The sequence below is a fragment of the Chryseobacterium sp. MEBOG06 genome (genome assembly GCF_021869765.1).
Classification (GTDB): domain Bacteria; phylum Bacteroidota; class Bacteroidia; order Flavobacteriales; family Weeksellaceae; genus Chryseobacterium.
Genome location: NZ_CP084580.1, coordinates 3,739,291 through 3,761,971 on the forward strand (window position 1 = coordinate 3,739,291; position 22,681 = coordinate 3,761,971).

Annotated in this window: 23 protein-coding genes and 2 pseudogenes; 1 reads left to right on the forward strand and 24 read right to left on the reverse strand. The window is 34.5% G+C overall.

Annotated features, from left to right (window positions below):
* Positions 1–335 precede the first annotated feature (335 nt).
* Both LF887_RS17110 and LF887_RS17115 read right to left on the reverse strand, forming a co-directional pair.
* Complete coding sequence (locus tag LF887_RS17110) at positions 336–1,142, reverse strand: hypothetical protein (protein ID WP_236855465.1); 807 nt, start codon at positions 1,140–1,142, stop codon at positions 336–338.
* A gap of 3 nt (positions 1,143–1,145) precedes the next feature.
* Positions 1,146–2,168: an RHS repeat-associated core domain-containing protein gene (locus LF887_RS17115; protein WP_317207813.1), complete on the reverse strand. Its 1,023-nt coding sequence runs from the start codon at positions 2,166–2,168 to the stop codon at positions 1,146–1,148.
* Positions 2,169–2,270: 102 nt separating this feature from the next.
* On the opposite strand from LF887_RS17115, the gene LF887_RS17120 reads away from it, so the two are divergent.
* Positions 2,271–2,864, forward strand: a complete 594-nt coding sequence (locus LF887_RS17120; protein ID WP_236855467.1) for a suppressor of fused domain protein — start codon at positions 2,271–2,273, stop codon at positions 2,862–2,864.
* A gap of 317 nt (positions 2,865–3,181) precedes the next feature.
* Here the strand turns inward: LF887_RS17120 and LF887_RS17125 are convergent, their stop codons facing one another.
* From LF887_RS17125 to LF887_RS17220, 22 genes and pseudogenes are all read right to left on the reverse strand, one after another.
* Complete coding sequence (locus tag LF887_RS17125) at positions 3,182–3,607, reverse strand: ankyrin repeat domain-containing protein (RefSeq protein WP_236855468.1); 426 nt, start codon at positions 3,605–3,607, stop codon at positions 3,182–3,184.
* Positions 3,608–3,641: 34 nt separating this feature from the next.
* The gene (locus tag LF887_RS17130) at positions 3,642–4,010 is read right to left on the reverse strand and encodes a hypothetical protein (RefSeq protein WP_236855469.1); all 369 of its coding nucleotides are present in this window, start codon (positions 4,008–4,010) and stop codon (positions 3,642–3,644) included.
* Positions 4,011–4,029: 19 nt separating this feature from the next.
* Positions 4,030–4,806 carry an RHS repeat-associated core domain-containing protein gene (locus tag LF887_RS17135; RefSeq protein ID WP_317207814.1) on the reverse strand — a complete coding sequence of 259 codons (777 nt, stop codon included), beginning with the start codon at positions 4,804–4,806 and terminating at the stop codon, positions 4,030–4,032.
* 144 nt (positions 4,807–4,950) lie between these two features.
* Positions 4,951–5,601, reverse strand: a complete 651-nt coding sequence (locus LF887_RS17140) for an Imm26 family immunity protein (protein WP_236855470.1) — start codon at positions 5,599–5,601, stop codon at positions 4,951–4,953.
* 167 nt (positions 5,602–5,768) lie between these two features.
* Complete coding sequence (locus LF887_RS17145) at positions 5,769–6,632, reverse strand: hypothetical protein (RefSeq protein ID WP_236855471.1); 864 nt, start codon at positions 6,630–6,632, stop codon at positions 5,769–5,771.
* A gap of 1 nt (position 6,633) precedes the next feature.
* The gene (locus tag LF887_RS17150; RefSeq protein WP_236855472.1) at positions 6,634–7,476 is read right to left on the reverse strand and encodes an RHS repeat-associated core domain-containing protein; all 843 of its coding nucleotides are present in this window, start codon (positions 7,474–7,476) and stop codon (positions 6,634–6,636) included.
* Positions 7,477–7,548: 72 nt separating this feature from the next.
* Positions 7,549–8,355 carry a hypothetical protein gene (locus tag LF887_RS17155; protein ID WP_236855473.1) on the reverse strand — a complete coding sequence of 269 codons (807 nt, stop codon included), beginning with the start codon at positions 8,353–8,355 and terminating at the stop codon, positions 7,549–7,551.
* Positions 8,356–8,532: 177 nt separating this feature from the next.
* Positions 8,533–8,721 (reverse strand): hypothetical protein, encoded by a 189-nt coding sequence (locus tag LF887_RS17160; RefSeq protein ID WP_236855474.1) that lies wholly within the window; start codon positions 8,719–8,721, stop codon positions 8,533–8,535.
* Positions 8,722–8,775: 54 nt separating this feature from the next.
* Positions 8,776–9,357 carry an SMI1/KNR4 family protein gene (locus tag LF887_RS17165; RefSeq protein WP_236855475.1) on the reverse strand — a complete coding sequence of 194 codons (582 nt, stop codon included), beginning with the start codon at positions 9,355–9,357 and terminating at the stop codon, positions 8,776–8,778.
* 41 nt (positions 9,358–9,398) lie between these two features.
* Complete coding sequence (locus LF887_RS17170) at positions 9,399–9,671, reverse strand: hypothetical protein (protein ID WP_236855476.1); 273 nt, start codon at positions 9,669–9,671, stop codon at positions 9,399–9,401.
* Between the two features lie 77 nt (positions 9,672–9,748).
* A complete protein-coding gene (locus LF887_RS17175) occupies positions 9,749–10,255 on the reverse strand; it encodes an SMI1/KNR4 family protein (RefSeq protein ID WP_236855477.1) in 507 nt (168 codons plus the stop codon).
* A 288-nt stretch (positions 10,256–10,543) separates the two neighbouring features.
* On the reverse strand, positions 10,544–11,272 hold the full coding sequence (locus LF887_RS17180; RefSeq protein ID WP_236855478.1) for a DUF4262 domain-containing protein: 729 nt from the start codon (positions 11,270–11,272) through the stop codon (positions 10,544–10,546).
* On the reverse strand, positions 11,269–11,817 hold the full coding sequence (locus LF887_RS17185; RefSeq protein ID WP_410680227.1) for an HNH endonuclease signature motif containing protein: 549 nt from the start codon (positions 11,815–11,817) through the stop codon (positions 11,269–11,271). The genes LF887_RS17180 and LF887_RS17185 overlap by 4 nt, the downstream gene beginning before the upstream one ends.
* Positions 11,818–11,856: 39 nt before the next feature.
* Positions 11,857–12,042 (reverse strand): annotated as a pseudogene (locus tag LF887_RS24460) (RHS repeat-associated core domain-containing protein); the annotation flags it as partial.
* Between the two features lie 141 nt (positions 12,043–12,183).
* The gene (locus LF887_RS17190) at positions 12,184–12,711 is read right to left on the reverse strand and encodes an Imm26 family immunity protein (protein ID WP_236855479.1); all 528 of its coding nucleotides are present in this window, start codon (positions 12,709–12,711) and stop codon (positions 12,184–12,186) included.
* The gene (locus LF887_RS17195; RefSeq protein WP_410680229.1) at positions 12,704–13,285 is read right to left on the reverse strand and encodes a hypothetical protein; all 582 of its coding nucleotides are present in this window, start codon (positions 13,283–13,285) and stop codon (positions 12,704–12,706) included. Before LF887_RS17195 ends, LF887_RS17190 begins: the two co-directional genes overlap by 8 nt.
* A gap of 87 nt (positions 13,286–13,372) precedes the next feature.
* Positions 13,373–13,522 (reverse strand): annotated as a pseudogene (locus LF887_RS24465) (RHS repeat-associated core domain-containing protein); the annotation flags it as partial.
* 266 nt (positions 13,523–13,788) lie between these two features.
* Positions 13,789–14,568, reverse strand: a complete 780-nt coding sequence (locus LF887_RS17200) for a DUF2314 domain-containing protein (protein WP_236855480.1) — start codon at positions 14,566–14,568, stop codon at positions 13,789–13,791.
* The gene (locus LF887_RS17205; RefSeq protein ID WP_236855481.1) at positions 14,568–15,545 is read right to left on the reverse strand and encodes a hypothetical protein; all 978 of its coding nucleotides are present in this window, start codon (positions 15,543–15,545) and stop codon (positions 14,568–14,570) included. Before LF887_RS17205 ends, LF887_RS17200 begins: the two co-directional genes overlap by 1 nt.
* 10 nt (positions 15,546–15,555) lie before the next feature.
* Complete coding sequence (locus LF887_RS17210; RefSeq protein WP_236855482.1) at positions 15,556–15,912, reverse strand: hypothetical protein; 357 nt, start codon at positions 15,910–15,912, stop codon at positions 15,556–15,558.
* Positions 15,913–15,935: 23 nt separating this feature from the next.
* A complete protein-coding gene (locus LF887_RS17215; protein ID WP_236855483.1) occupies positions 15,936–19,214 on the reverse strand; it encodes a DUF6443 domain-containing protein in 3,279 nt (1,092 codons plus the stop codon).
* Positions 19,215–19,219: 5 nt separating this feature from the next.
* The gene (locus tag LF887_RS17220; RefSeq protein WP_236855484.1) at positions 19,220–22,675 is read right to left on the reverse strand and encodes a hypothetical protein; all 3,456 of its coding nucleotides are present in this window, start codon (positions 22,673–22,675) and stop codon (positions 19,220–19,222) included.
* Positions 22,676–22,681: the final 6 nt, after the last annotated feature.

Here is a 22,681-nt window from a genome sequence, read left to right on the forward strand (position 1 = left end):
CCATTCCAACCCTTCCAGCTCTCTACCATCAACAACCCTATTTTCTGAGAAATTGTAATGCGACTGATAAGCATATTTTTCACTAAGCAGATCTATATTGAAAAACCGTCCTATTGCAGGATCATAATTTCGCCATTTAAAAGAGCTCCACTTGGTATCCTCCTGTTTTTCCTGTCCCTGAGTAGAATACCTGTAGTTTTGGGAGATTGAGTTGGCAAGTACAATACAACATTTAACAAAAAGCCAAGTGAACTATAAATCACTTGGCAATTTTATATTCAAATAAACATTCTATAACATCACTTAAATATTAAAAATTAATACTGATTTTATAATCAAAACCCGCTACCATCATAAGACAGTATTTCGATGACTCTATTGTGAGTTTTTTCATATTCTTCGTTTTCTTCTTTGGTATAATCATCACTATAAATATAGGGAGCAAATGTTTTCTCAAACTTGCCTTTCTTAGCGTCTTTAATATTAATTAAAGCCATTGCACCATCAGCATTATCTGTAATAACAATAAAGTTTTTATAGATTAAAATATCATTAAACATTTTGTCAAAATGAATTTCGTCAGGTATGGTTTTTATCACTATTCCTCTCGTTAATTCTTTCTTAGTGGAAATTTGATTGATAGTTGCTATTAGCTGGAAATAATTTGTGGTAAATTCACAAGTTAAAATAACTTCTATATCAATTTCTTTAAAGCGTTTCTTTTTATGTATCCATTCATTTTTACAGCCTCCTTTTTTAAATTCGTCAATTAAATTTAATAGCTCATCCAGGGGTATTGGTTTAAATTCGGAAGCTTTTTTAACCCCTTTTTCTAATATTTCCAAATAGTATCCACAATCTTCTGTCCCCTTGATTTTCTCATAACGTTTCTGGTCAAAAGGTAGATATGCTTTCAAAACATCGTTTGATTTAATATCAGTCTGTTTTAAGATAGTTTCAGGTAATAATGAAATAGAAATCATATTAAATTCATTGCCTGTATCAAATTTCACTTTCCTGATTGCTCTTGAAAAATAATTACTTATAAAACGGGTATGAGTTTGAAACTCATATCGAAGCTTGTTATTTTCCTGTTTGTAATAATCATAATCTAATCCTATTGCGATATATCTTAATGTCATAATTTATGGTCTTTGATGTTTTTCTTTATCTAACGTTTCTCTGTTGAAATCAGCATTTTCCTTTTCTTTTCTTAATGCTTTTATTCTTGCGCCTTCTCCTGTGGGTGTTTGGCTAGTTACAACCGCTTTATATCTACCTGGAGAATTTTCATCTCTATTCCATTTGTTAGCCTGTACATTCCCTTTTCGAGAAGTTCCATTTTGGTTAAGTTTACTTCCACTGATACCTGTTTTTACGACATCATTATTTGCTTTCGTATCCACAACATCATAGTTATGCTGAGGCTTCGTACTAAGCTTTGAATTTCCGTGAACTGCTTTGGCAGCATCCTTAATCTCTTCAACAGCTTTTATCGCAGGAGCCTTTCCTCCTTTTCCCATCAGGGCACCTTTAGGTCCCCCGGCTGCAGCCATTGCTATAGTTGCCAGATCATAAGATCCATTGACTACTTTCTCACCAAAAGATTCTTTCGGAACGCCCGTTTCCAAAGTAAGAGTTCCGCCCTCAACTTTATATTGATTGCTTATTGCATCGTTGGTAAAAACGTTAACAGTTCTTCCTACTGAATTAGCTACCGCAGCTCTTACACTATTGATTCCCCCGTAAATAAGCTCCCCAAATTCTATAGGATCGGATGGAAGGCTGACTTCATTCACTTTTTTAGGCTCTAATCCTTCCAGTTCTCTGGAGTCAACAACCCTGTTTCCGCTAAAGGCATAGGTTGACCATGTATGATACTGCTCTGCAAGAGGATCTACACTAAAGAATCTTCCAAAAGTAGGATCATAATTTCGCCATTTAAAAGAACTCCACTTGGTATCTTCCTGTTTTTCCTGTCCCTGAGCAGAATACCTGTAGTTTTGAGAGATTGAACCCGCAGGAACAATGTTCTCATTAAACTCCAATCCAAAAGGATAATAATTCGTTACCCTGTCTATTACAGCATTACCGCCCGCTCCTTTATAAAAAGACAGCCTTATGTTTCCTAACTGGTCGGTATAATGGTAAATATACTTGTTTTGTATGAAATCATATTAACCTTCTATTTTATTGCTGATAAATTCAAGATAGTTACTAACTATATTGTAGATTAATCAAAATATATTATATTTAATAAAATTAAATATATGTCTGAGCAAGCTTCTACAGAAAACAAAGAACTGGTAAACTATATAACAAGTATTGTTGGTATTAATAAAATTGTTGATCGCCATTGGGACAAAGGCAAAAAAAATTTTATAGATATCTTCTCATGTGATGACCCAATATATACAAGAATAAAATTTTGTGGTACAATAGGTATTTCAGATTATCCAAATAAAATAGAAATGGAAGATGGTAGCTTTAAGAATATACCAATTGAACTGCTTATTAGTGGATATAAAGAATTTGATATGTTATCTAATATTCTTTCCACAGCAGGATTTTATATTACCAAAAATGGTTGGGAATGTCAGCCCGGCTCTGTATTTATGCGAATCGTGGAAATGTATTATGAAACTTCAGAAATGAAACATATCTTGTTTACAACTCCCTTTCTGTGGGCAGATAAATTGGAGCCGTTGAACCTTGAAACAAAGACTGTGAATTGGCTTCTATGTATTCCAATTTCTGAAAAAGAACTCGAATACAGAATGGAAAATGGGGCTTCAGCACTGGAAGATGTATTTCTAGAAAAAGACATTGACATATTTGATATTAATAGGAAATCAGCCATCTAATAACTATTATGGTCGATATATGATTATACAACTTTCTTGCCTCTATTAATTTTTGATATCGTGATGATACTGCTAGTATTTATTATTGAAATACAAAATTTTCAACCAAACACGCTCATTAATTCAATCTATAAAATAAGATCTTGTAAAATCCAGAAGAAGACTATAAAAGTTTTAAATATAACACTACTAAAAAGGCAACACCCTGAATTAACAAGGTGTTACTTTTCAAAATAAATAATACTGATATAAATCGTCAATACTTTCATAGCAATTCAAAATATATCTGTAATAAAATACTATTTTTTATCAGTGAACTACAATAAAAGAATTGTCTCCATGTTTTTATCTTCAATTTCTTTACAAAAATCCAGAGGAGACATATTTTTGTTATTCTTTGAGTTTTGATCTGCACCATGCTCTTTCAGTAGCTTCACAACATCATAATTCCCTCTTGCATTGAATACCGCTGTCCACAATGGATTATTCCCATAATCATCTTTCTTGTTTATTTCAATACTCCTGTTTTCAAGCAGCTGTCTAGTTGCGGTTTGACTACGATAAAGGCCACAATAATGCAATGGGGTCATTCCCTCGTTATCTTGAGCATTTACATTAATGTTTATACTCAAAAGATATTTTAACACATCATAAGATCCGCTAGAAATAGATTCATGCAAAAGATTTTGCCTTTCTTCATTTTTTAATTGGTTTACATTGTTTGAATTTACTTCTTTTTTCAATTTTTCAATTTCATTATACCTTACGAATTGAAAACTAGTATTCAATATTCTCTTTAACAATATTAACTTTACCATCAATAAATTCATATCTGTAAACCAATTCATACCAATCTTTACCATCTGATGTATTTAAAATCATTATGACATTACCTATATCATTTATTTTAGCATCGACGCAAACTGCCCCAAATTCAGTATAATTTTTTTCAAAATCCTTTATGATAGTAGCTACTAAAAAATTTCTCATTTTGATAGAATCGAACGTCTCATCATAGGTAGCCAGATCAATCCATTCACCATCTTTAAATATTAATCCAAAGGGAGCAAATTCTTTTAATTCATTTAAAAATTCTTTTGCAGTATTAATAACTTTATTTATTCCTGTTACATATATTTCTGACATAAAAATATTATTTAAGTTGTTATACACAATTAGGGTCTTTAGCACATTTATTTACAGGTATAGGGTTCATTTGTGGTGGTGGTGGTAGATTTACTTTAAGATTATCAACTTTAATAGGTGCAATATTATAAGTTTGAATATCTATGCCAGATTTTTTTAACGGTTCTGTTAAAGTTGCTTTTTCATTAATCCTTAAAATCAACCTCTTACCTTCTACCAAATTATCCTGTAATCTTAATTGTTTTGTAAAGCTTTGTTTTCCTACATTTTTTACTTCAACAGGATTCCCTTCCTTGGTAAAACCATCAGGTCTTGTTCCACCAGTTTTTCCAGTTTTTGAATCTATAGCCTCAAAATTCTTAGTATTTTTTGTTACTTCTTTCCCTTCCTCATTCATTTTACTAATTTGCTCTGTTTCAATTCTTCTTCCTCTATTAAAGTGCTCTTGTTGCGCTTTAGTAATAGTCTCACTCTGCTTAGTTCCTACTTCACCTACCTTAGTAACTGTCTCAATAATAGTGGGTTTTACGGAAGAATTCTCAATAAGCGGTATGACCCTTGTAACAACACCAAACCATTCCAACCCTTCTAGTTCTCTACCATCAACAACTCTGTTTTCCGAGAAGTTATAATGCGATTGATAAGCATACTTTTCACTCAGTGGATCTATACTAAAGAATCTTCCAAAAGTAGGATCGTAATTTCGCCATTTAAAAGAGCTCCATTTGGTATCTTCCTGTTTTTCCTGTCCCTGAGTAGAATACCTGTAGTATTTTAATATTGAATTTACAGGAATGACATTCTCATTAAACTCAAGCCTGAAAGGATAATGTTTTCTAAACCCTCAATTTAAGAGGTAAAATTTAGGGGATTGAAAGCAATCCCCTAAATTATTCAATAAGGAAAAGTATAGTTCCTTTAAAGATTATCATTCAGTATATTATGACTCTAATATTTCCTCTGCAATTTTCACTGATTCTAGGGTTTTCTCATACAAAATTTTATCATAATTGTCAGGAATCCATTCCTCTAAACCAAAGTGTGCTCTTAGCGCTTTCTCAAATCGAATAGGTCCAACCTCTGTTTCAAAACTTAATTTATCAAATTGACTTTTATTAATATTGGCAATCACATCTCCTTTATAATTAACTAACCGTGCTCCATCGGGATAGTCGTCATTTGGTAAACCTAATTTAAAACAGGGCATTGAAACATTCATTAAGTTGTCAGTTCTATTTCCAATTATCTCCCAATCTTTATGATATAGTTTAGCATCATTTGTATATCCTAAAAACAGAATATCTTTTTTAATAATATTCCCTACATCAAAAATATCCGTTGTTAAAGCTTTATAATTAAAGACTATAATTATAAGAGTGTATTTATCCGGTAGTTCAACAAGCTGTCCAAAACCTGTTTCGTCACTTGTAATTGGTATTGTAAAAATATCACCTTTCGTAATTTTGAATCTTTTAGCCATTGTCTGTTGGTTCTTTTGGTTCTTTTGGTTCTTTTGGTTTCTTAATTTGATTTCTTTTGTTCTGTAATCCTCCGTTAGGATTGGATTTATTAGTTGGTCCTCCTCCTTCATCTATATGTTTTTGCTCCTTCCTGTCAAGATCTTTTCCCGGCTTGCCTCTATCAATTGAATCAGACCCTTGTTGTATATATTTTCACACCTGTTTGATTCTAATTAAAGAAAATATTGGGATAACTGAATCACTAACTTTGTAATGTAACCTATAACTTAGGAAGATTTTAAAAATTAAAATCTTCCATTTTATGATTGTAGTTTCTACTATTTGTAAATGCTACATATTTAATTCCAGAACACAAACTAACATCTCCATCTAAAACCTTTGTATTCATAAATGTAAAATGTTTTACTTTTTTTAAAGATTTTAGCCAGTCTAAAGACTCCATATCTCCGCATCTAGTTAAAATAATCTTTTCCAAATTTTTGCAATATGTTAAATCATCATAATTTGTAAGATTACCGCAAGAACCTAAAATAAAAGATTGTAGATGATCTGATATTCCTCTTAAGCCATCTAATGAAGTTAGCTTACTGCAATAGTGGCCTTCAAAGCTTTTTAAGTTTTTAATTTCAAGCCCCTCCAAACTTTGAATATTACTTTCTGTTATTTCTAGAATTTCAAGTGATGTAGGTAGTTTAACAAAAGAAAATGATTTAGTCTTAGGTTTAAACTTCCAAATTACTAACTTTTTCAAATTTTTATTTTCAGATAGGTCTAGTTCTTTATTATACCAGTCTATTGAAAGATCTTCTAATTTTTTGAATTTTGAATAATCTATGTTAGGTTTTACTTTTTGATAAATAACTGATAAAGATTTCAGATTTTTAAGTTGATAGATACCACTGTAATCCATATCAAAACAACTAATATATATCTCTTCAATAAAATCTAATTCCTCCAGAAAATCTAGGTTTTCTAATTTCTCCAATAATGATTCATCTAACGAAACATATTTCAATTTGTTTTTCTTTATATATTCAATAGACCTGTTTATCTCTTGAATATTAGCAGTCAAAAAACTGAAAATATCCTCCTTATGAAATCTATTATAAAACTTGAAACCATCTTTAATTATTTCAGCCATTTTAATTATTTGTTAGTGTATTTTGTTCATCTTGCTTTCTGTACTTTGTACCTGGCGAATCTCGCTTATTATAATTTTTATCACTTTTATATCCTTTCTTATCCCCTTCTGCATCTGTGTCCATTCTTTTTGATTCATCTTTATACCCTTCTCTAGTATTTTTAGACGGAGTCCAATCAGTCTTCTCTAGAAGATCATCATATTCCTTTGCCTTTTCAGTTCCTGATTTTTCTGCCCTACTTTTATCTCCTTTGCCATGATATTTTTTACCACTTCTATGATGATTTGTGTATGATCCAGATTCCTTCTCTTTGTTCTCTTTGTTGTCTTTATTGTCTTTGTTGTCTACCTTCTGACCATTATCCTCACTGTGCAAGACACGGTTAGCAACTGTTATCCCAATCGTAGAAATTGCCTTTAGAGCAATAATCGTATTGTTTATATTGCTATTAACAATCTTGGATATGCCATTATAATTATTAATGGCATTGGTTTTCGCTTCTTCAGCAACACCTGCACCATATGTAGTTGATCCAGAAGCAGTAGCAGGCGGAGCAACACGAAATATTTTCGTTGACACCCATTCCAACCCTTCCAGCTCTCTACCATCAACAACCCTATTTTCTGAGAAATTGTAATGTGACTGATAAGCATATTTTTCACTAAGCGGATCTATATTAAAGAACCTTCCTATTGTTGGATCATAATTTCGCCATTTAAAAGAGCTCCACTTGGTATCCTCCTGTTTTTCCTGTCCCTGGGTGGAATACCTGTAGTTCTGGGAGATTGAGTTGGCATGAACAATACAATACTGAATAAAAGCCAAGAGGATTAGAAACCCCACTTGGCAATTTAATATTCAAATAAATACTTTATAACAGTACCTAACTATTAAAAGTCAATACCCTTCTTATAACTAAAAACCACTACCATCATAAGATAATATCTCTATGACTTCATTATGAGTTTTCTCATATTCTTCGTTTTCTTCTTTCGTATAATCATCACTGTAAATATAAGGTGCAAATACTTTTTCAAATATCCCTTTCTTAGCGTCATCAATATAAATTAATACTCTTGCACTATCACTTGTATCGGTAATAATAATAAAATTTTTATGTACTAGAATGTCTTTAAACATCTTTTGAAAGTGTATTTCATCGGGTATGGTTTTTATTACAATTCCTTTAGTTAATTCTTTCTTAGTAGAAATTTGATTGATTGTAGCTATTAACTGAAAATAATTTGTAGTAAATTCACAAGTTAAAATAACTTCTATATCGATTTCCTTAAAACGTTTCTTTTTGTGTACCCATTCATTTTTACATCCTCCTTTTTTAAACTCATCAATTAAATTCAAGAGTTCTTCAAGCGGAATCGGTTTAAATTCTGAAGCTTTTTTAAGCCCTTCTTCTAACACTTCCAAATAATATTTACAATCTTCTGTTCCTTTGATTTTCTCATACCGCTCCTGATTAAACGGAAGATATGCTTTCAAAACATCGTTTGATTTAATATCAGGTTGTTTTAAGATAGTTTCAGGTAATAATGAAATAGAAATCATATTAAATTCATTGCCTGTATCAAATTTCACTTTCCTGATTGCTCTTGAAAAATAATTACTTATAAAACGGGTATGAGTTTGAAACTCATATCGAAGCTTGTTATTTTCTTGTATATAGTAATCATAATCTAATCCTATTGATATATATCTTAATGTCATAGTCTAAGTACTTTTTTACCAGTAAAAATAAGACAGGTAAACATTTAAATTACCTGTCTTTTAAATTTATTTATTGAAATATTTCTATACTAGGCTCTCTATTTAAAGGAAACCAATATTTTTGAAATATAACCTCTATTCTTCATACTTTACAACTTCCCAGTCATCATGTTTAGTTTATCTATAAGTATGACTTCCAGCATTAATTTCTAATAATTCTTTTAAGGTTGGATTGATCTGTAAAATCTCACCTACACTAATAACCCTAGCATCTTCTTCCGAGATATTTCCTTCATTCCCAAAAAATTGCAATTCTCCATCATTATCCTTAAAAACAGAAACAATTACTGAATTATTTTCTAACACAAATCTGGTTGTTATTACTGTGCCCTTAAATTTACCATAATTTTTATACTCTACTTAGTATGGAAGTGTTGAAGCATCCTCATCAATTTCTTTTCCTTTATCATCAAATAATCTATACAAACGTTTTAATTCAGATAATAACATTTCTTCAAAAGAACTCCATTGAACTTTTGAAGTCGCGTCCCATCTTTCACAACAATGAACGATATTTGTTTCTTTATCTATAAATAAATGTGAACCATCCCAATTATAGCTTCCAATGAAGAAAAAACTTTCCATTGCATTCTCCGGTCTTTCTGAAAAATTTGGAGTAATGATAGAATATGGCTGACGTGAGCTCACTAAATTACTGCGATTTAACTGTCTTCTTAGTCCATAAAAGCTAAGTGTGGATGATAAAAAAATAAGTCCATTACTAAAATTCATTAAAAAGTCTTTATATCCTTTAGGTATGGTTGTCTTTAACTGTTCTTCTAAACTACATATTTCTGACTCATTTAAAGTGGGAAACAACTCATTTAACCATGCTTCAGGCGCTACATGAGGTGCTTTACCAATCAAAATTGCGCCATCGCTTGAACTTCCCAATCCTAGATTTTCGAACTTATATATAAGAGCATTTATTTCTTTATACATTTTTTGAATATTGTATATATAATACTTTAATAATTATCATTCTATTGAATTTCCCATGAAGCATTTATATTCACTCTATATGCTTCTCCTCCTAAAGGTAAATCAGCTATCTCCAAAACTGTAGAGTCCAGGGAAATAATTTCTTCAAGAGAAACTACCCGAAAATCCTCATCCATTAAGTTAGTCTCATCACCAGAAAATTGCCAACTTTCGTCCTCTTCATAGTGGAATACATACAAAATGGGTGATTTTTTTTCTAAAACAAATTTTGTAGTTATAACCGCCGTATTTAGGTCTTCTTTAAATGATTTCATTTTAATTATTTAGTTTTTAGTTGGTAAAACTTCACTAATAAAAGTGATCGACATATATGAAGCCTTAACGTATTACATTATAATTTTTCTGTACCATCATAATTGTAATTTTGGAGAGTCCAGTCTATCATGACTTCACCAATCCACTCTGCAAAATTTGTATTGCAGACCTCCACCTCTTCAATATTTTCATATTCAAAGTCCCATTGCCAAAATACTATTGGGCAAATATTTTCATTTAATTTTGACAAGTCTAAACAATAATGATTTCCTTGGCCATCTGGTGAAAAAGGGAAGAAAAAAATAGGCATTGGATTTTCTACTTCCCTATGCTCGAAGTTATAAATTTCATCAAGGGAATTGCCTCTAAAATTTTCTGACAATCCATAAATTTCAGTTCCTGCCAGTGTGATTCCATTGTGTTTCTTCAAAATATATTTAAAATCTTGAGGAAGTTTTAATCCTATTTTTTGTTCCAAATTCTCCAATCGAGAGTCTAAAATATTATCACCTAAGTACAAAACTTCAGATGAAAATTTATATAACTCATTTAGTATTTGGTTACATTTATCAATTATTTTCATATTGTTTATCTTTTAGATCTGTCTATTTTAGGGTTCCCAGAAGCATCTTTATAATACGCTAGTCTGACGTTTCCTACCTGATCATTATAGTTGCAAATATTGGTTTTTCCTTCTAAGAATAAAACAGACAACCATTTAGATTGCCTGTTTTTTGAATTATTTACTAAAGCTTTCCAATTTCAGGTACTATCTAAAGAAAACTAATATACTTGAAACTTGGCCAATCTTAAGGATGGATAATTAAAATTTATCCCTCCTTGATTAGAAGTAAATTGATTATAATTCACATTATCCCCAATTATTCCACTCTGAATTTCCATTTTCTCTCCGTAATCCTTTTTCAATTGGCAAATACATAGCTGGATTCAAACCATCATCAATTCCTAAGATAGTACCAAATGAAACGGCTCTTTTCATATGCTTAGGAATTTGGGTTCCATCATCAGTAAACATTTCCCATTCCGATTCTTCCCATCTCATAAGCTCTAAGATTTTTTTTCCAAATAAAGCATCAATATCAGTGAAAACTATTGAATTCTGATCTATTGGATAAATCCAATCTTTTACTAACCATTGCCAAACAGGTTGATTTTTTTCATCAAATTTAATTGACATATCGGGTATTTCAAGAGTTTTGTGCTCTGTGTCAGGAATTATTTGAAACACCTTAATATCACTACTTCCATAATAATCAAAAATACCATCAAACATGAGATGGCTCCATGACTCATGAATTAATGAAATAGTGAAACTTCCGAGATTATCTAATTGAATATTAAAATTATTATCGAAAGTATTGATATTTAATTTTTCAACAATAAAATTGATAATTTTCTTTATTTCCTCGTTTTTATATATTGCTCCTCCAGCAAATGCAAGTTCAAATTTAAATTTTTGATTAAGCCCAATAGTATAATAATATTTGGGTAATGGAGAATTACCTGTTACAATTGTTACATGATAACCAAAATCTTTTATATGAGATTTTATGTTACTTAAAAATTCTGCTTTGTTCATGGTTTATGTATTTCTTTATGGCAATCTTTGCATAAAATGTTCGTGTTCTCTTTCGTTGTTTCTCCTCCGTCCGCGTGCCTAATTGTATGGTGAGCATTTGAAGTTTCTGGGGTTACTTCTTTATTACACCCTTCACATTTATTATCTTTTTCTTCAATTAATTCTGTTTTTTCTTTTTTGGATAGTGTCCTTTTAGCATCTCTATCTTCTTTCGCAACAGTCCCTTTTCCGGTTCCAGGTTTTTGAATTTTTCCTAGCCCTTCTTTATCACCTGCTTCATTACCCTCAGTTTTTCCAGAATCGGGTTTACTACTCTTTTTATTTTCACCCTCGCTGTGCAAGACACGGTTAGCAACTGTTATCCCAATCGTAGAAATTGCCTTTAGAGCAATAATCGTAATGTTTATATTGCTATTAACAATCTTGGATATACCATTATAATTATTAATGGCATTGGTTTTCGCTTCTTCAGCAACACCTGCACCATATACAGTTGATCCAGCAGCAGCAGCAGGCGGAGCAACACGAAATATTTTTGTTGACACCCATTCTAACCCTTCTAACTCTCTACCATCAACAACCCTATTTTCTGAGAAATTGTAATGTGACTGATAAGCATATTTTTCACTAAGCGGATCTATATTAAAGAACCTTCCTATTGTTGGATCATAATTTCGCCATTTAAAAGAGCTCCACTTGGTATCCTCCTGTTTTTCCTGTCCCTGGGTAGAATACCTGTAGTTTTGGGAGATTGAACCCGCAGGAACGATATTTTCATTAAACTCAAGCCTGAAAGGATAATGTTTTCTAAACCCTCAATTAAAGAGGTAAAATTTAGGGGATTGAAAACAATCCCCTAAATTATTCAATAAGGAAAAGTATAGTTTCTTTAAAGATTATCATTCAGTATATTATGACTCTAATATTTCCTCTGCAATTTTCACTGATTCTAGGGTTTTCTCATACAAAATTTTATCATAATCCTCAGGAATCCATTCCTGTAAACCAAAATGAGCTTTCAATGCATTTTCATACCGTATAGGTGCTATTTCAGATTTATATACTAATTCATCAAATTGAGATTCATCTAAATGCTTTAAAACTTTACTTTTATAGTCAACCAAACGAGCATCATCACTTGTACCTAATTTAAAAAATGGTAAAGGTATTGATTGAATATTATCTTTATAATTTCCAATGATCTGCCAATCTTTATAATACAATTTTGCATCAAAGGTGTATCCTAGAAAAATTATTTTTAAATCATCAATATTGATCTTGTCAAATTCATTTAATTCAGCGATTTTCTCATTAAAAATTACAACAATAAATGCGTCAGATGTTTTAGGAAAATTGATTATTTGCCCTAATCCAAATTCGCTATTTCCTAAAGGAATTGCAAAAACATCGCCTTCGTTTAATTTAAATCTTTTAGCCATTGTCTGTTGGTTCTTTTGGTTCTTTTGGTTCTTTTGGTTTCTTAATTTGATTTCTTTTGTTCTGTAATCCTCCGTTAGGATTGGATTTATTAGTTGGTCCTCCTCCTTCATCTATATGTTTTTGCTCCCTTCTGTCAAGATCTTTTCCCGGCTTGCCTCTATCAATTTCTTCAAATTCATAGTCAGCATCCTTATTAGCTCTTTGATGTTCTTTTTGTCGTTTCTTATATCTTATTGAATCTTTGGCTTGTCCTACATAGTCTTTTTCTTTTCCCGTTTTTTCCTTTCTTTTATAAACAATACCTTCTTCTTCAGATTTTGTGTCGCTTCCTTTATTTTCGGCTTTACTGTCTCCCTCGCTCTTCAAAACCCTGTTAGCAACTGTTATCCCAATCGTAGAAATTGCCTTTAGAGCAATAATCGTATTGTTTATATTGCTATTAACAATCTTGGATATGCCATTATAATTATTAATGGCATTGGTTTTCGCTTCTTCAGCAACACCTGCACCATATACAGTTGATCCAGCAGCAGCAGCAGTAGGCGGAGCAACACGAAATATTTTCGTTGACACCCATTCCAACCCTTCCAGCTCTCTACCATCAACAACCCTATTTTCTGAGAAATTGTAATGTGACTGATAAGCATATTTTTCACTAACCGGATCTATATTAAAGAACCTTCCTATTGTTGGATCATAATTTCGCCATTTAAAAGAGCTCCATTTAGTATCCTCCTGTTTTTCCTGTCCCTGGGTGGAATACCTGTAGTTTTGGGAGATTGAGTTGGCAGGAACAATACAATATTGAATAAAAAGCCAAGTGGATTAGAAACCTCACCTGGCAATTATAAATTCAAACAGTTACTCTTATTTTAGGGTTTCTTGCATCCAAATCCGCCACCGGTTTCCACAGCTTTATTTTGCTCAATCCATTCTATTGCTCATTTTAGCTATTATTACATCAATATTTCAGTTTTTAAATGAACAAAATCTTTTCCCTTTACTTTGTCCAGCTCGTTGAATTCATAAACTAGCTCAATTTCACTAATGTACTCAATTACAAATTCCTCAATACCCTATTCATCAGATTCATCAACAAGATTTAAGACTTTCCAATCTCCTTCTTTAGATCGCCATACCCATAATTTATTGAATGTAAAATTTCCGTTTTGATAGATAACTTTTTCTTCAATTAATCGCTGATCCTGTTTTTCTTCTAAAAGAGCAAAACACCTTTCTATATTTTGGAAATTTGGAAATTCGTTTGATTGAAAAGTTTCAATCAAAGATGATTTTAATACTTCTCTTATTTTATTTTTTATTTCTGCGGTAATCATTGCATCTGTTTCCTTCAGTAAATTTTCCGCTTCCATTTCAAAATCTTTACAAGAAATTACACCTTTTAAATCGTTATTTGAGTAATAATTTTCAATTTTAATTATAGCTCCTTCGGGTGTTGCCAAATCTGGCTTAAAAAAGTCATTTCCATCGTCAATTTTTACGTCAAAATCAATATCAAAGTTCATTTTTGATTCATCGTCGAGAGTATCTCTATAATGTCGTATGGTGTAACCTCCTATTAGTCTTCCTTTTTCAATAATCATCCAATCTATTACATCATTTATTAAAATCTTTTGAGGATTTCCATTTTCAGCCAGGTTACCAGAATAATAGTTCTCTTCAATTTTAACATTTTCTAACCATACATAAACATTTTCATTATTTTTAAACTTAACAGAATTATATCCTGAAAACCCAATTTTAATAAGGTCGTTAAAATACCATAAAGTATTTTTTACCTTATATAAATTGTATTGATAAATATTATCTTCTTCTATTTTTGCACTATTATTCATTACAAAATATCTTTTATCCACTGCGCAGATTTTAAAAATCGTTTTGCTGTATCGTCACCCCATTGCGCACCATAATCAAAAGAATAGATTTTGCAATCTTCATTTTTCAAAACAGTATGCGCAACAAGTGAAAGTTTAACATTATCAATCATTTTAGATATGCCCTGAAACTTCTTATTCCAACTGGTACTTGGATGAGCGCCTTTTGCAGTATCGAAAAAAAGAATCAATTGGACTTTAATTTCGAAGTCATTCCAAGTGTCTTCAAATAATTTCAAATTCAAGATTTCATTAACTATCTTATAACAACCCTGGCCATTCTCTACTTGAAATTTCTTCAAATAATCAATTAATGCTATATCAGTTTCAGATACTAATTTTAAAATCTTTTTAAAACAGATGATATCATGATGAAAAGGTTTTTGATGGATAATATGAAGTATGTTTTTCAAGATTTCGAACTTTAACTTAGTAGAAGTCTTTTTAAAAATACCACGAACATTTTCTATTCTCAATGTATCTTCTAAAAAATTACTATTAGGAGAAACAAAATAGTTATCTCTAAGATAAACGGTAACATGAAAAAACTCCTCTGGTGAATAAACAATCTTCTTGTCGCTAACCAGTCTCGGTATCAGATTATCTCCAAGTAAAGCTCCTAATCTTGCCACATATAATGACCTTAAAAAAGCGTCATTGAATACATTATTGTAATTTAATAATTTTGGAAGTATGTATTTATAGCTTTTCCTTTCGATTTCTGATGAAATCATTTCATTAAATTTAATTTCTAATTCTTTTTCCGTTTTTAATTGATCTTCCTTATTAGTAGTCGCTTGTTCATGTTTCAACAGTAATAGGTCAAACCAAAATTGGATATTAGTAAAATCACTTTCAGGAATATTTAGTTCTTTGGCTAAAATTTTTGATTTTGCCAGTTCATCGTTTTTAAAAGTCCAATAGGGATTATTCATCATAATTTCGAATTTAAATCAGCTGTCCAAATATTACTTTTTTATTTTCTATTGTATAAGGATAGGTTTGCTGGTATATTTTCTCAGGAGAAAGGATAAATTCAATAACTAATACATCCTTTCCCTGATATCTTCCATCCATAGCAATAGCATAAACCCGAACTTCTTCATCTTGTAGATCTTCATAAGCTCCAGCTAATAAAATATCATAAATTTCTTTTGAGTCTGTTGATTCTGAGTAAGCAGAAATATAAGTAAGTTTGCCATCCGCCTTAATATGAGTTGCATACGGAGCAAATTCACCATTTTCTAGTAAAAATTTTTCTGCTTGCTCTTTAATTGCTTCAAGCAATTTTTCAATGTTATTCATTTTTAAATATATTAAATTTTAAACTATACACAACCTTGTATTCCCTCGCATGGATCTTTAGATTTCGGAGAAGGCAGAAGTTTTGGAGCTGGAGCTGGAGTAACTTTAATATTATCTATTTTAGGTTTTGCAGGGGGAGTATATCTCTGAATATCAATTCCTGAGTTTTTAAGTGGCTTAGTAACTTCTGCTGATTTATTTAAACGTAATACTGCTTTCTGACCATTAGACTTTGAAACTTCGAGCTGTCCTCTTAATTGCTTTGTAAAGGATTGTTTTACTACATGCTTTATTTCAATTGTTCCTCCTTCATCTGTCATAGCATCTGGAATTGTACGTCCAGTCTTACCCGTCTTTGGATCTGTGAATTCAAAAGTTTGAGTATTTTTCTCCTTTCCGATTTCAGCCAGTTGTTTTTCTTCAACATATCTACCAAAATTAAAGTGCTCCTGCTGAGCTTTGGTAACAGTCTCACTTTGCTTAGTTCCTGCTTCACCTACCTTAGTAACTGTCTCAAGAATAGTGGGCTTTACGGAAGAATTCTCAACAAGCGGCATGACCCTTGTAACAACACCAAACCATTCTAACCCTTCCAGCTCTCTACCATCAACCACTCTGTTTTCTGAAAAATTGTAATGCGACTGATAAGCATATTTTTCACTCAGCGGATCTATATTAAAGAACCTTCCTATTGTTGGGTCATAATTTCGCCATTTAAAAGAGCTCCACTTGGTATCCTCCTGTTTTTCCTGTCCCTGAGTAGAATACCTGTAGTTTTGGGAGATTGAGTTGGCCGGAACAATGTTCTCATTAAACTCAAGACCAAACGGATAATAATTCGTTACACGGTCTATTACAGCCGCTCCACCAGATCCTTTATAAAAAGACAGCCTTATATTGCCTACCTGATCCGTGTAATGGTAAATATACTTCTTTTGTACGAAATCATAATACCCTTCTGAAGTAGGCACAAAATTCAATACATTGTCAGTATACTGGAAGCCATCCAGATAGTCTGTCACCTTATGGGTTTCCAAATTGGAAGCTCCGGAGCCGAATGTATATTCTTTTCTCAGCTTTATACCATCTGCACTATACAGATAATTGGTATAATTTTTATAACTGCTGCCGAGGTCATGGTCCAGGTAATATTTATCGAAAATAATCTTGGTGGGCTGGTTCAGGTAGTTATAGGCAATATCCAGTATTCCCTTATCCTTGTGACTGGTCATATTGCGGTTCAGGTCATAGGTCATCGTATTGCCGGAGACTTCCGGATACCCATCATACACTCCTGAGTTATCTGTAACGCTCATCAGGATATTCCCTGTGTATTTATAGGCAAGATCATCCATTGGCTGTACCCCGAGATTCTGCACCCAGGTATTCCTTTTGAGGTAGTGGATATTTCCGTTCAGGTCATAGAAAAGAGCCTCATTATAGGCATTGTTAACAGGCGCCGTTGATCCGGGCTGGGTATAAGACGCTTTGGTGAGCCTTTCTAAACGGTCATATTCATAGCTGTAGCGCCTTAATGTACCATCATCTGCGGTCTTCCAGTCCACCTCAGAAATGTTTCCGTTGTATTTGGCCAGATAAGGGCTAGTTACAGGGTTTTCATATCTCATCTTATAGCCGAAAAGTTTCCCGCCAAGATTTTCAGGATCATTGATCCCGGTACGCCATCCTCTTATGTTATAAGCATAGTCTACCGTTTCCATATTATTGCCCACTTTCTTGCTGGCAAGCTGGGAGAGCTCGTTATAGGTATTTTCTGCCAGCAGCTCCACAGGTTCTGTCCCTGCCTGATGCCAATGTTTGAGCAGCCTGTTCTGGTGGTCGTATTCAAAAGTCTCTGTAATGAGTTTTTCGGTATCAGACTTTGTTCTTCTATGGTAGGTCACTGATTTTTTGGGAAGCCCTGCAAAATTCAACTGGGTTTCTTTTCTGGTGTAGCCCTCAAGATAGTTGATGGAATAAGAAGAGATTTCTCTTCCCCTGCTGTCATAAGCAAAGAACGTCCTGGTCCAGTGGTCATCTTCAATATTTTTCACAAAAGAGGCTGCCAGAAACCCTTTGGCTTTATCCTGATAATTTCTAAGGATCACCTCCTGCCCGAAAATACTGGTCTGAAATCCCGGGAAATCATTGGTCTGCGGAAAAGTATCATAATATTTGATGGTAAAGACTTCCTTGATGCCTGTAGGGAAAGCTTTATTGGAGTACAAGACGGTTATATTCGGCATGGTAAAAGAATACCCCCGGTTTTCATAAGTAATGCCGGTATCATTATCTGCCTGCAGCTGAAGATCCGCTCTTGTCTTTTTGTCAGCTATCTTGCCGGTATAAGCAACCCTGTTGAACCGGTCATACTTGGTAAAAAGCCACTCTCCTTTTTGCTTCAGCATGGGGTCCTGAGAGAGGATCAGACGATCCTGCTTATCATACACCCTATATTCCCATCCTTTACCCGGGAGCTTTTTCTCTACCATTCTTCCCCGTCCGTCATAACGGTACTGGTAAGCCAGCAGATCAAGATCTTTGGCCTTCCAGGAGTTCATTACAGAAAGAAGCGGTGGGATAATACAGGCCAGCTGGCCGTATTCATTATACAGATAATAGGTATCTGCATCATCCGAGCTGCCGGTTGTTTTTCTGGACAGGATCATCTGTCCTTTTCCATTGGTAAATTCCATGGTTTTGTTCCCGTCTTCATCAATGACGGTCTTCTTGTGCAGCTGTCCGGCGCTGTAATAGGCCGTTCCTCTGGCAATATTGGTGGAAGTAGCACCATTCAAAATCGTGGTGGCCAGAACAGGTCTTATCACTTCTCCGGCAGCATTGGCTCCTTCTTCATAGTAAACAGGTCGTGAGCTCCAGTTCAGACCTTCCTGAACCTGCTCCTGTACCCGGTTCAGCGGGGAATTCTCAATGACTTTTTCACCGTAGATCTTTTCCTGCCCATATACGGAAGGCGCATTGGCAAGAGGTGCAGAATATATACCTCCCAATTGGCTTCCCTGCTGGGGCACCGGAAGATAGGTTTTGCTTTCCCTGCCAAAAACATCATACTCAAAATGGTTCACCACATCTTTTCCGAGTGGGGAAGCCTTTATGTCTATCACCTGTTTGGTTCTCCCGAGCCCGTCATAATATTCTACTTTCTGAGCAGCTTTAGCCGGAGCAGCGGAGGGATAATCCAGATAGGTCTTTGTGGAAACATAGTTTTCATTGGACATAAGCTGTGCAGAAAGGCTGCCTGCCAGCAAAAAAACGCCCAAAATGTTTAATATTTTTTTCATCTTTTTTAGTTTTTAAGATTATATTGAAATTCCTTCACCGTCCTCATGAAAATGTTTCCGGTACCGTCTTTCTCCTCCTGGGTTATTTCTTTAAGCCTTTTCTGATCGTCATAATCATAATATTCCCGTATACCGGATGGTAAAGTCATACTTCTTACCCCTACCAGAGGATCGTACGTATAGGTCGTAATCTGGGCATGATCAAAAACAGGATCATTTTTGAAATTCTCCAGGGCCTGAATAAGGTCGTTTTCCGTATTCCATACTCCGGCCAATGCATCCTGATCGGATGCTGCCACCACGGTATTGATGAGGTTCTGGCTGATTTCTGATAATTTCACCCCTTCTATTTTAGCTATAGGAAGAGATCTGTTGTACCCCCAGATCACAGTGACGGGGGTTCCGTCTTTAATCGTATACTGCTGCAGGTTTCCTTTTTCATCATAACGGTCATATTTTATTTTGGCTTCCATAGCCCCTGTAATCGTATTGAGTGATTTTAGGAGATCAGGGAAAAGACCGGCAGGATGATTATAGGTCACCTCTGTTTTAGCGACTGTTTTACTACTCATACCGTATTCTTTCTCTGTAGTCTCCACTTCCAGCGGTAGACTGATCATATTGGCCGTGATGAGTTTTTGGGCCTGTTTTTCCGCAGCATATTGATAAACAGTACGTGTAGATGCACCATCCGGATGCTGCTCTGCAACTATGGACGGATAATCATTGGCATTGTAGCTGGTTTCTGTTGTACTGGTGAGAGCGCTTTGAGCTCCGTTTTTGTAATAATAGGAAGTCTCCGTCTTTTTCACAGGCAGTACAATCCCGTAGGTAGAATAATATTTATAAGGTGCTGAAAGGGTAACATTGGGAAATTCAACTTTGAAACCATCGTAATACTGGTATTCATAAAAGCGCGGAGCAATATTATTGTAGAAAAGGTCTTTTATTTTGATACCTTCCAGCTTTTGGGTACTTAGAGTGGTATATTCATTATTCACTTCAGAAAGAATCTGCCCGCTGGTATTGTATTTCTTTTCCGAAATCAGCTGTCCCCTCAGATAATCCTGATTGGTAATCGGCATAATGGGCATGACAAGAGAAATCATTTCCGGGTTAGGATAGTCTATCGGCGAGCGGAATTGATAGACCGTGCTGCCGTTGTCAATACTTGTATTATTGGGTCCTTCAGCCACCTGTTTTACCGTTACATATTTATAGCCCACATCAGCACCCTGTGTCTTTTCGGCCGGAATGATATTAAAATTGGTGGTGGTATCTGTCGTACTGCTATACTTGGCATACCCCAGTGAATACCTTTTCTGATAAAAATAATTGATGTTTTCGCTGTATTTGAAAACCGGACGTGGAAAGACCAGCCCACCGCTGCTTTTCCCGGGATTATCCAGGTCTCTGTAATCATACACATACTGCTTTGCAGGGTGGGTACTGGCAGGATCATCAAAATATCTGATCTTATTAATCCTCAGCCCACCGCCATTTTCAATGGCATAACTGCTGAAATAATGTTCTTTGGTTTTAGCGGAAAGAAGATAGGATACCGGTTTATGGGTAATCCCATAGTTTCCGCTCAATGACAAAAAGTAAGTTCCCGGCTGCAGAACAGGGGTCTCCTTATCAAAAGTGGTAATGGCTTCTCCATTCACCCCAAGGTTCTGACTGGGGCAGAAAGGGCCTCCCGGAGGGCTGTCACAGGACTGCCAGTCCATCCCAAATGTTACAATAGCTGGTGAAAAAGTGCCGTCATCATACTTTCTGTACAGCTTAAACTCCCAGGTTGAATAGATAAGGCTTCCCAGATCCAGATGCAGATTAACTTTCTGAGCGGTATTGATTGTAAAAAACTCGCCCTTGGCTGTGGGACTGAATGAGGTAAGGTCACTGAAGCTATGATCATTTTCTGCGTCAATCCACTTTCCTGTTACCGGTTCTGTAGGATTAGTATACCCGGCAAAATAGCTATAATTGTTTTCTCCGAAATCAAACGCGACCTTTCCCTTGGCAGGATACACAATAGAACTTATCACATCCTGAGTAATATCAGAAGGCTGCGATTCTTTATAATATCCCCAGTCATCCTTTTTGAACGTCTTGTTGAAGCTGTTATAGTTGATTGCATATTCATTACTCCCTGTCTGGTTAACATTAGTAACCTTTTTCAGGAGCAGCTTTTTGAGAACCAGATCAGCATTGGGGGTATCCTGAAGGGTAGAGTTTGAGTAGCTGTAATCAAAAGTAAATTGATCTACAGGCTGGTAGGCAGCCTGGCCAAGGATAAGGGATTCCACGGATTTCAATTTATATAGATTGGCAGAATTCATATAATTGCTGTCTTCTCTTCCTTTTTCATAGTTGAACCTGATCTTACCCCGGTCGGCAATGGTGATTTCCGTTAGAAGTTTGGTGCTGGCTGTATTATAGACTGTCTGTACCTCAAGGGCTCCCGGCATCTGTGGATCGGGATTGATGATGGCTCCATAATGATAATAGTCATAGGTTACATCCTTCACCAGGCGGTTTGTTCTGGAGTCCGGGTCTTTATATTGTACCACCGGAGAAAGATCATAATTAAAGGTCAGCAGCGTTTTGCTGTTTTGGTCCTGAACTTTTTCAAGATGATAAGCGGTAAAATACTGTCCGCCGCTGCTGTTGGTAAGCAGGTCACTTGTATTATTCAAAAGCCCCACTTTGACGGTAGAGATATCCTTAGAAAAGGTCTCCATCCCTTTAAACAGATATTGGATTCCTTTGTCATCTGTAATATTGACGTTCTGTACTTCCCCGGCTGAATCCTGTGTTACTGTTATTTTCAGATTATTACGGTCCAGCTTTTCTACATTATAAATGCCATTGAGGTCTTTCTTAATAATAAATCTACCGGTGTAGCCCATAAAGTTGTACTGATACAGATCGTATTCCGTATCAAATTTTCCGATTGCCGTATTAAATCCATATTCCAGGATATCAAAATTGGCGGTATCATTATAGACAAGCTTGTAGGTATTATTGTTACTGTGCCAGTATATCCCATATTTGGCCCTGGGCGGTGCCGACATAAAGGTGGATTCCATCTTTGAATCGGCCACTCCGCCCCGCACTGTTCTTGTAATGCTTCCTCCGGCGGATACATTCCAGCCCAGGCCGATTTCTGAAGCTTTGTCATCTGGTTTGGCACTTAAAGGATGGTACTTCAGACTTACCTGTAAACTGAGATCATCCTCGTTGGTAGGAATATTGAAAAGCGGGATGCTGACATCAGGAATCCCCGTATAATAGCTTACAGGAACTTCTTCAAATTTCATCAGGTTATTGGCTGTGGGTGCAGCGGGAAATATCTTATTGATATTATCCATGCTTTTATTGAACTGCCCTTCTACCTGTGCCTTAATGTGGGCAAAGAATGAGGAAAGGAGCAGAACGGTTATCATTTGTTTTCTCATGAGTGT

What these genes read in the sequence shown, in the direction of transcription:
- LF887_RS17200 (WP_236855480.1), bottom strand. Translation starts at nt 14,568, where the DNA reads ATGAATAATAGTGCAAAAATAGAAGAAGATAATATTTATCAATACAAT.
- LF887_RS17210 (WP_236855482.1), bottom strand. Translation starts at nt 15,912, where the DNA reads ATGAATAACATTGAAAAATTGCTTGAAGCAATTAAAGAGCAAGCAGAA.
- LF887_RS17190 (WP_236855479.1), bottom strand. Translation starts at nt 12,711, where the DNA reads ATGGCTAAAAGATTTAAATTAAACGAAGGCGATGTTTTTGCAATTCCT.
- LF887_RS17205 (WP_236855481.1), bottom strand. Translation starts at nt 15,545, where the DNA reads ATGATGAATAATCCCTATTGGACTTTTAAAAACGATGAACTGGCAAAA.
- LF887_RS17165 (WP_236855475.1), bottom strand. Translation starts at nt 9,357, where the DNA reads ATGTATAAAGAAATAAATGCTCTTATATATAAGTTCGAAAATCTAGGA.
- LF887_RS17180 (WP_236855478.1), bottom strand. Translation starts at nt 11,272, where the DNA reads ATGAACAAAGCAGAATTTTTAAGTAACATAAAATCTCATATAAAAGAT.
- LF887_RS17120 (WP_236855467.1), top strand. Translation starts at nt 2,271, where the DNA reads ATGTCTGAGCAAGCTTCTACAGAAAACAAAGAACTGGTAAACTATATA.
- LF887_RS17155 (WP_236855473.1), bottom strand. Translation starts at nt 8,355, where the DNA reads ATGACATTAAGATATATATCAATAGGATTAGATTATGATTACTATATA.
- LF887_RS17145 (WP_236855471.1), bottom strand. Translation starts at nt 6,632, where the DNA reads ATGGCTGAAATAATTAAAGATGGTTTCAAGTTTTATAATAGATTTCAT.
- LF887_RS17140 (WP_236855470.1), bottom strand. Translation starts at nt 5,601, where the DNA reads ATGAAGGAGGAGGACCAACTAATAAATCCAATCCTAACGGAGGATTAC.
- LF887_RS17110 (WP_236855465.1), bottom strand. Translation starts at nt 1,142, where the DNA reads ATGACATTAAGATATATCGCAATAGGATTAGATTATGATTATTACAAA.
- LF887_RS17175 (WP_236855477.1), bottom strand. Translation starts at nt 10,255, where the DNA reads ATGAAAATAATTGATAAATGTAACCAAATACTAAATGAGTTATATAAA.
- LF887_RS17220 (WP_236855484.1), bottom strand. Translation starts at nt 22,675, where the DNA reads ATGAGAAAACAAATGATAACCGTTCTGCTCCTTTCCTCATTCTTTGCC.
- LF887_RS17215 (WP_236855483.1), bottom strand. Translation starts at nt 19,214, where the DNA reads ATGAAAAAAATATTAAACATTTTGGGCGTTTTTTTGCTGGCAGGCAGC.
- LF887_RS17170 (WP_236855476.1), bottom strand. Translation starts at nt 9,671, where the DNA reads ATGAAATCATTTAAAGAAGACCTAAATACGGCGGTTATAACTACAAAA.
- LF887_RS17130 (WP_236855469.1), bottom strand. Translation starts at nt 4,010, where the DNA reads ATGTCAGAAATATATGTAACAGGAATAAATAAAGTTATTAATACTGCA.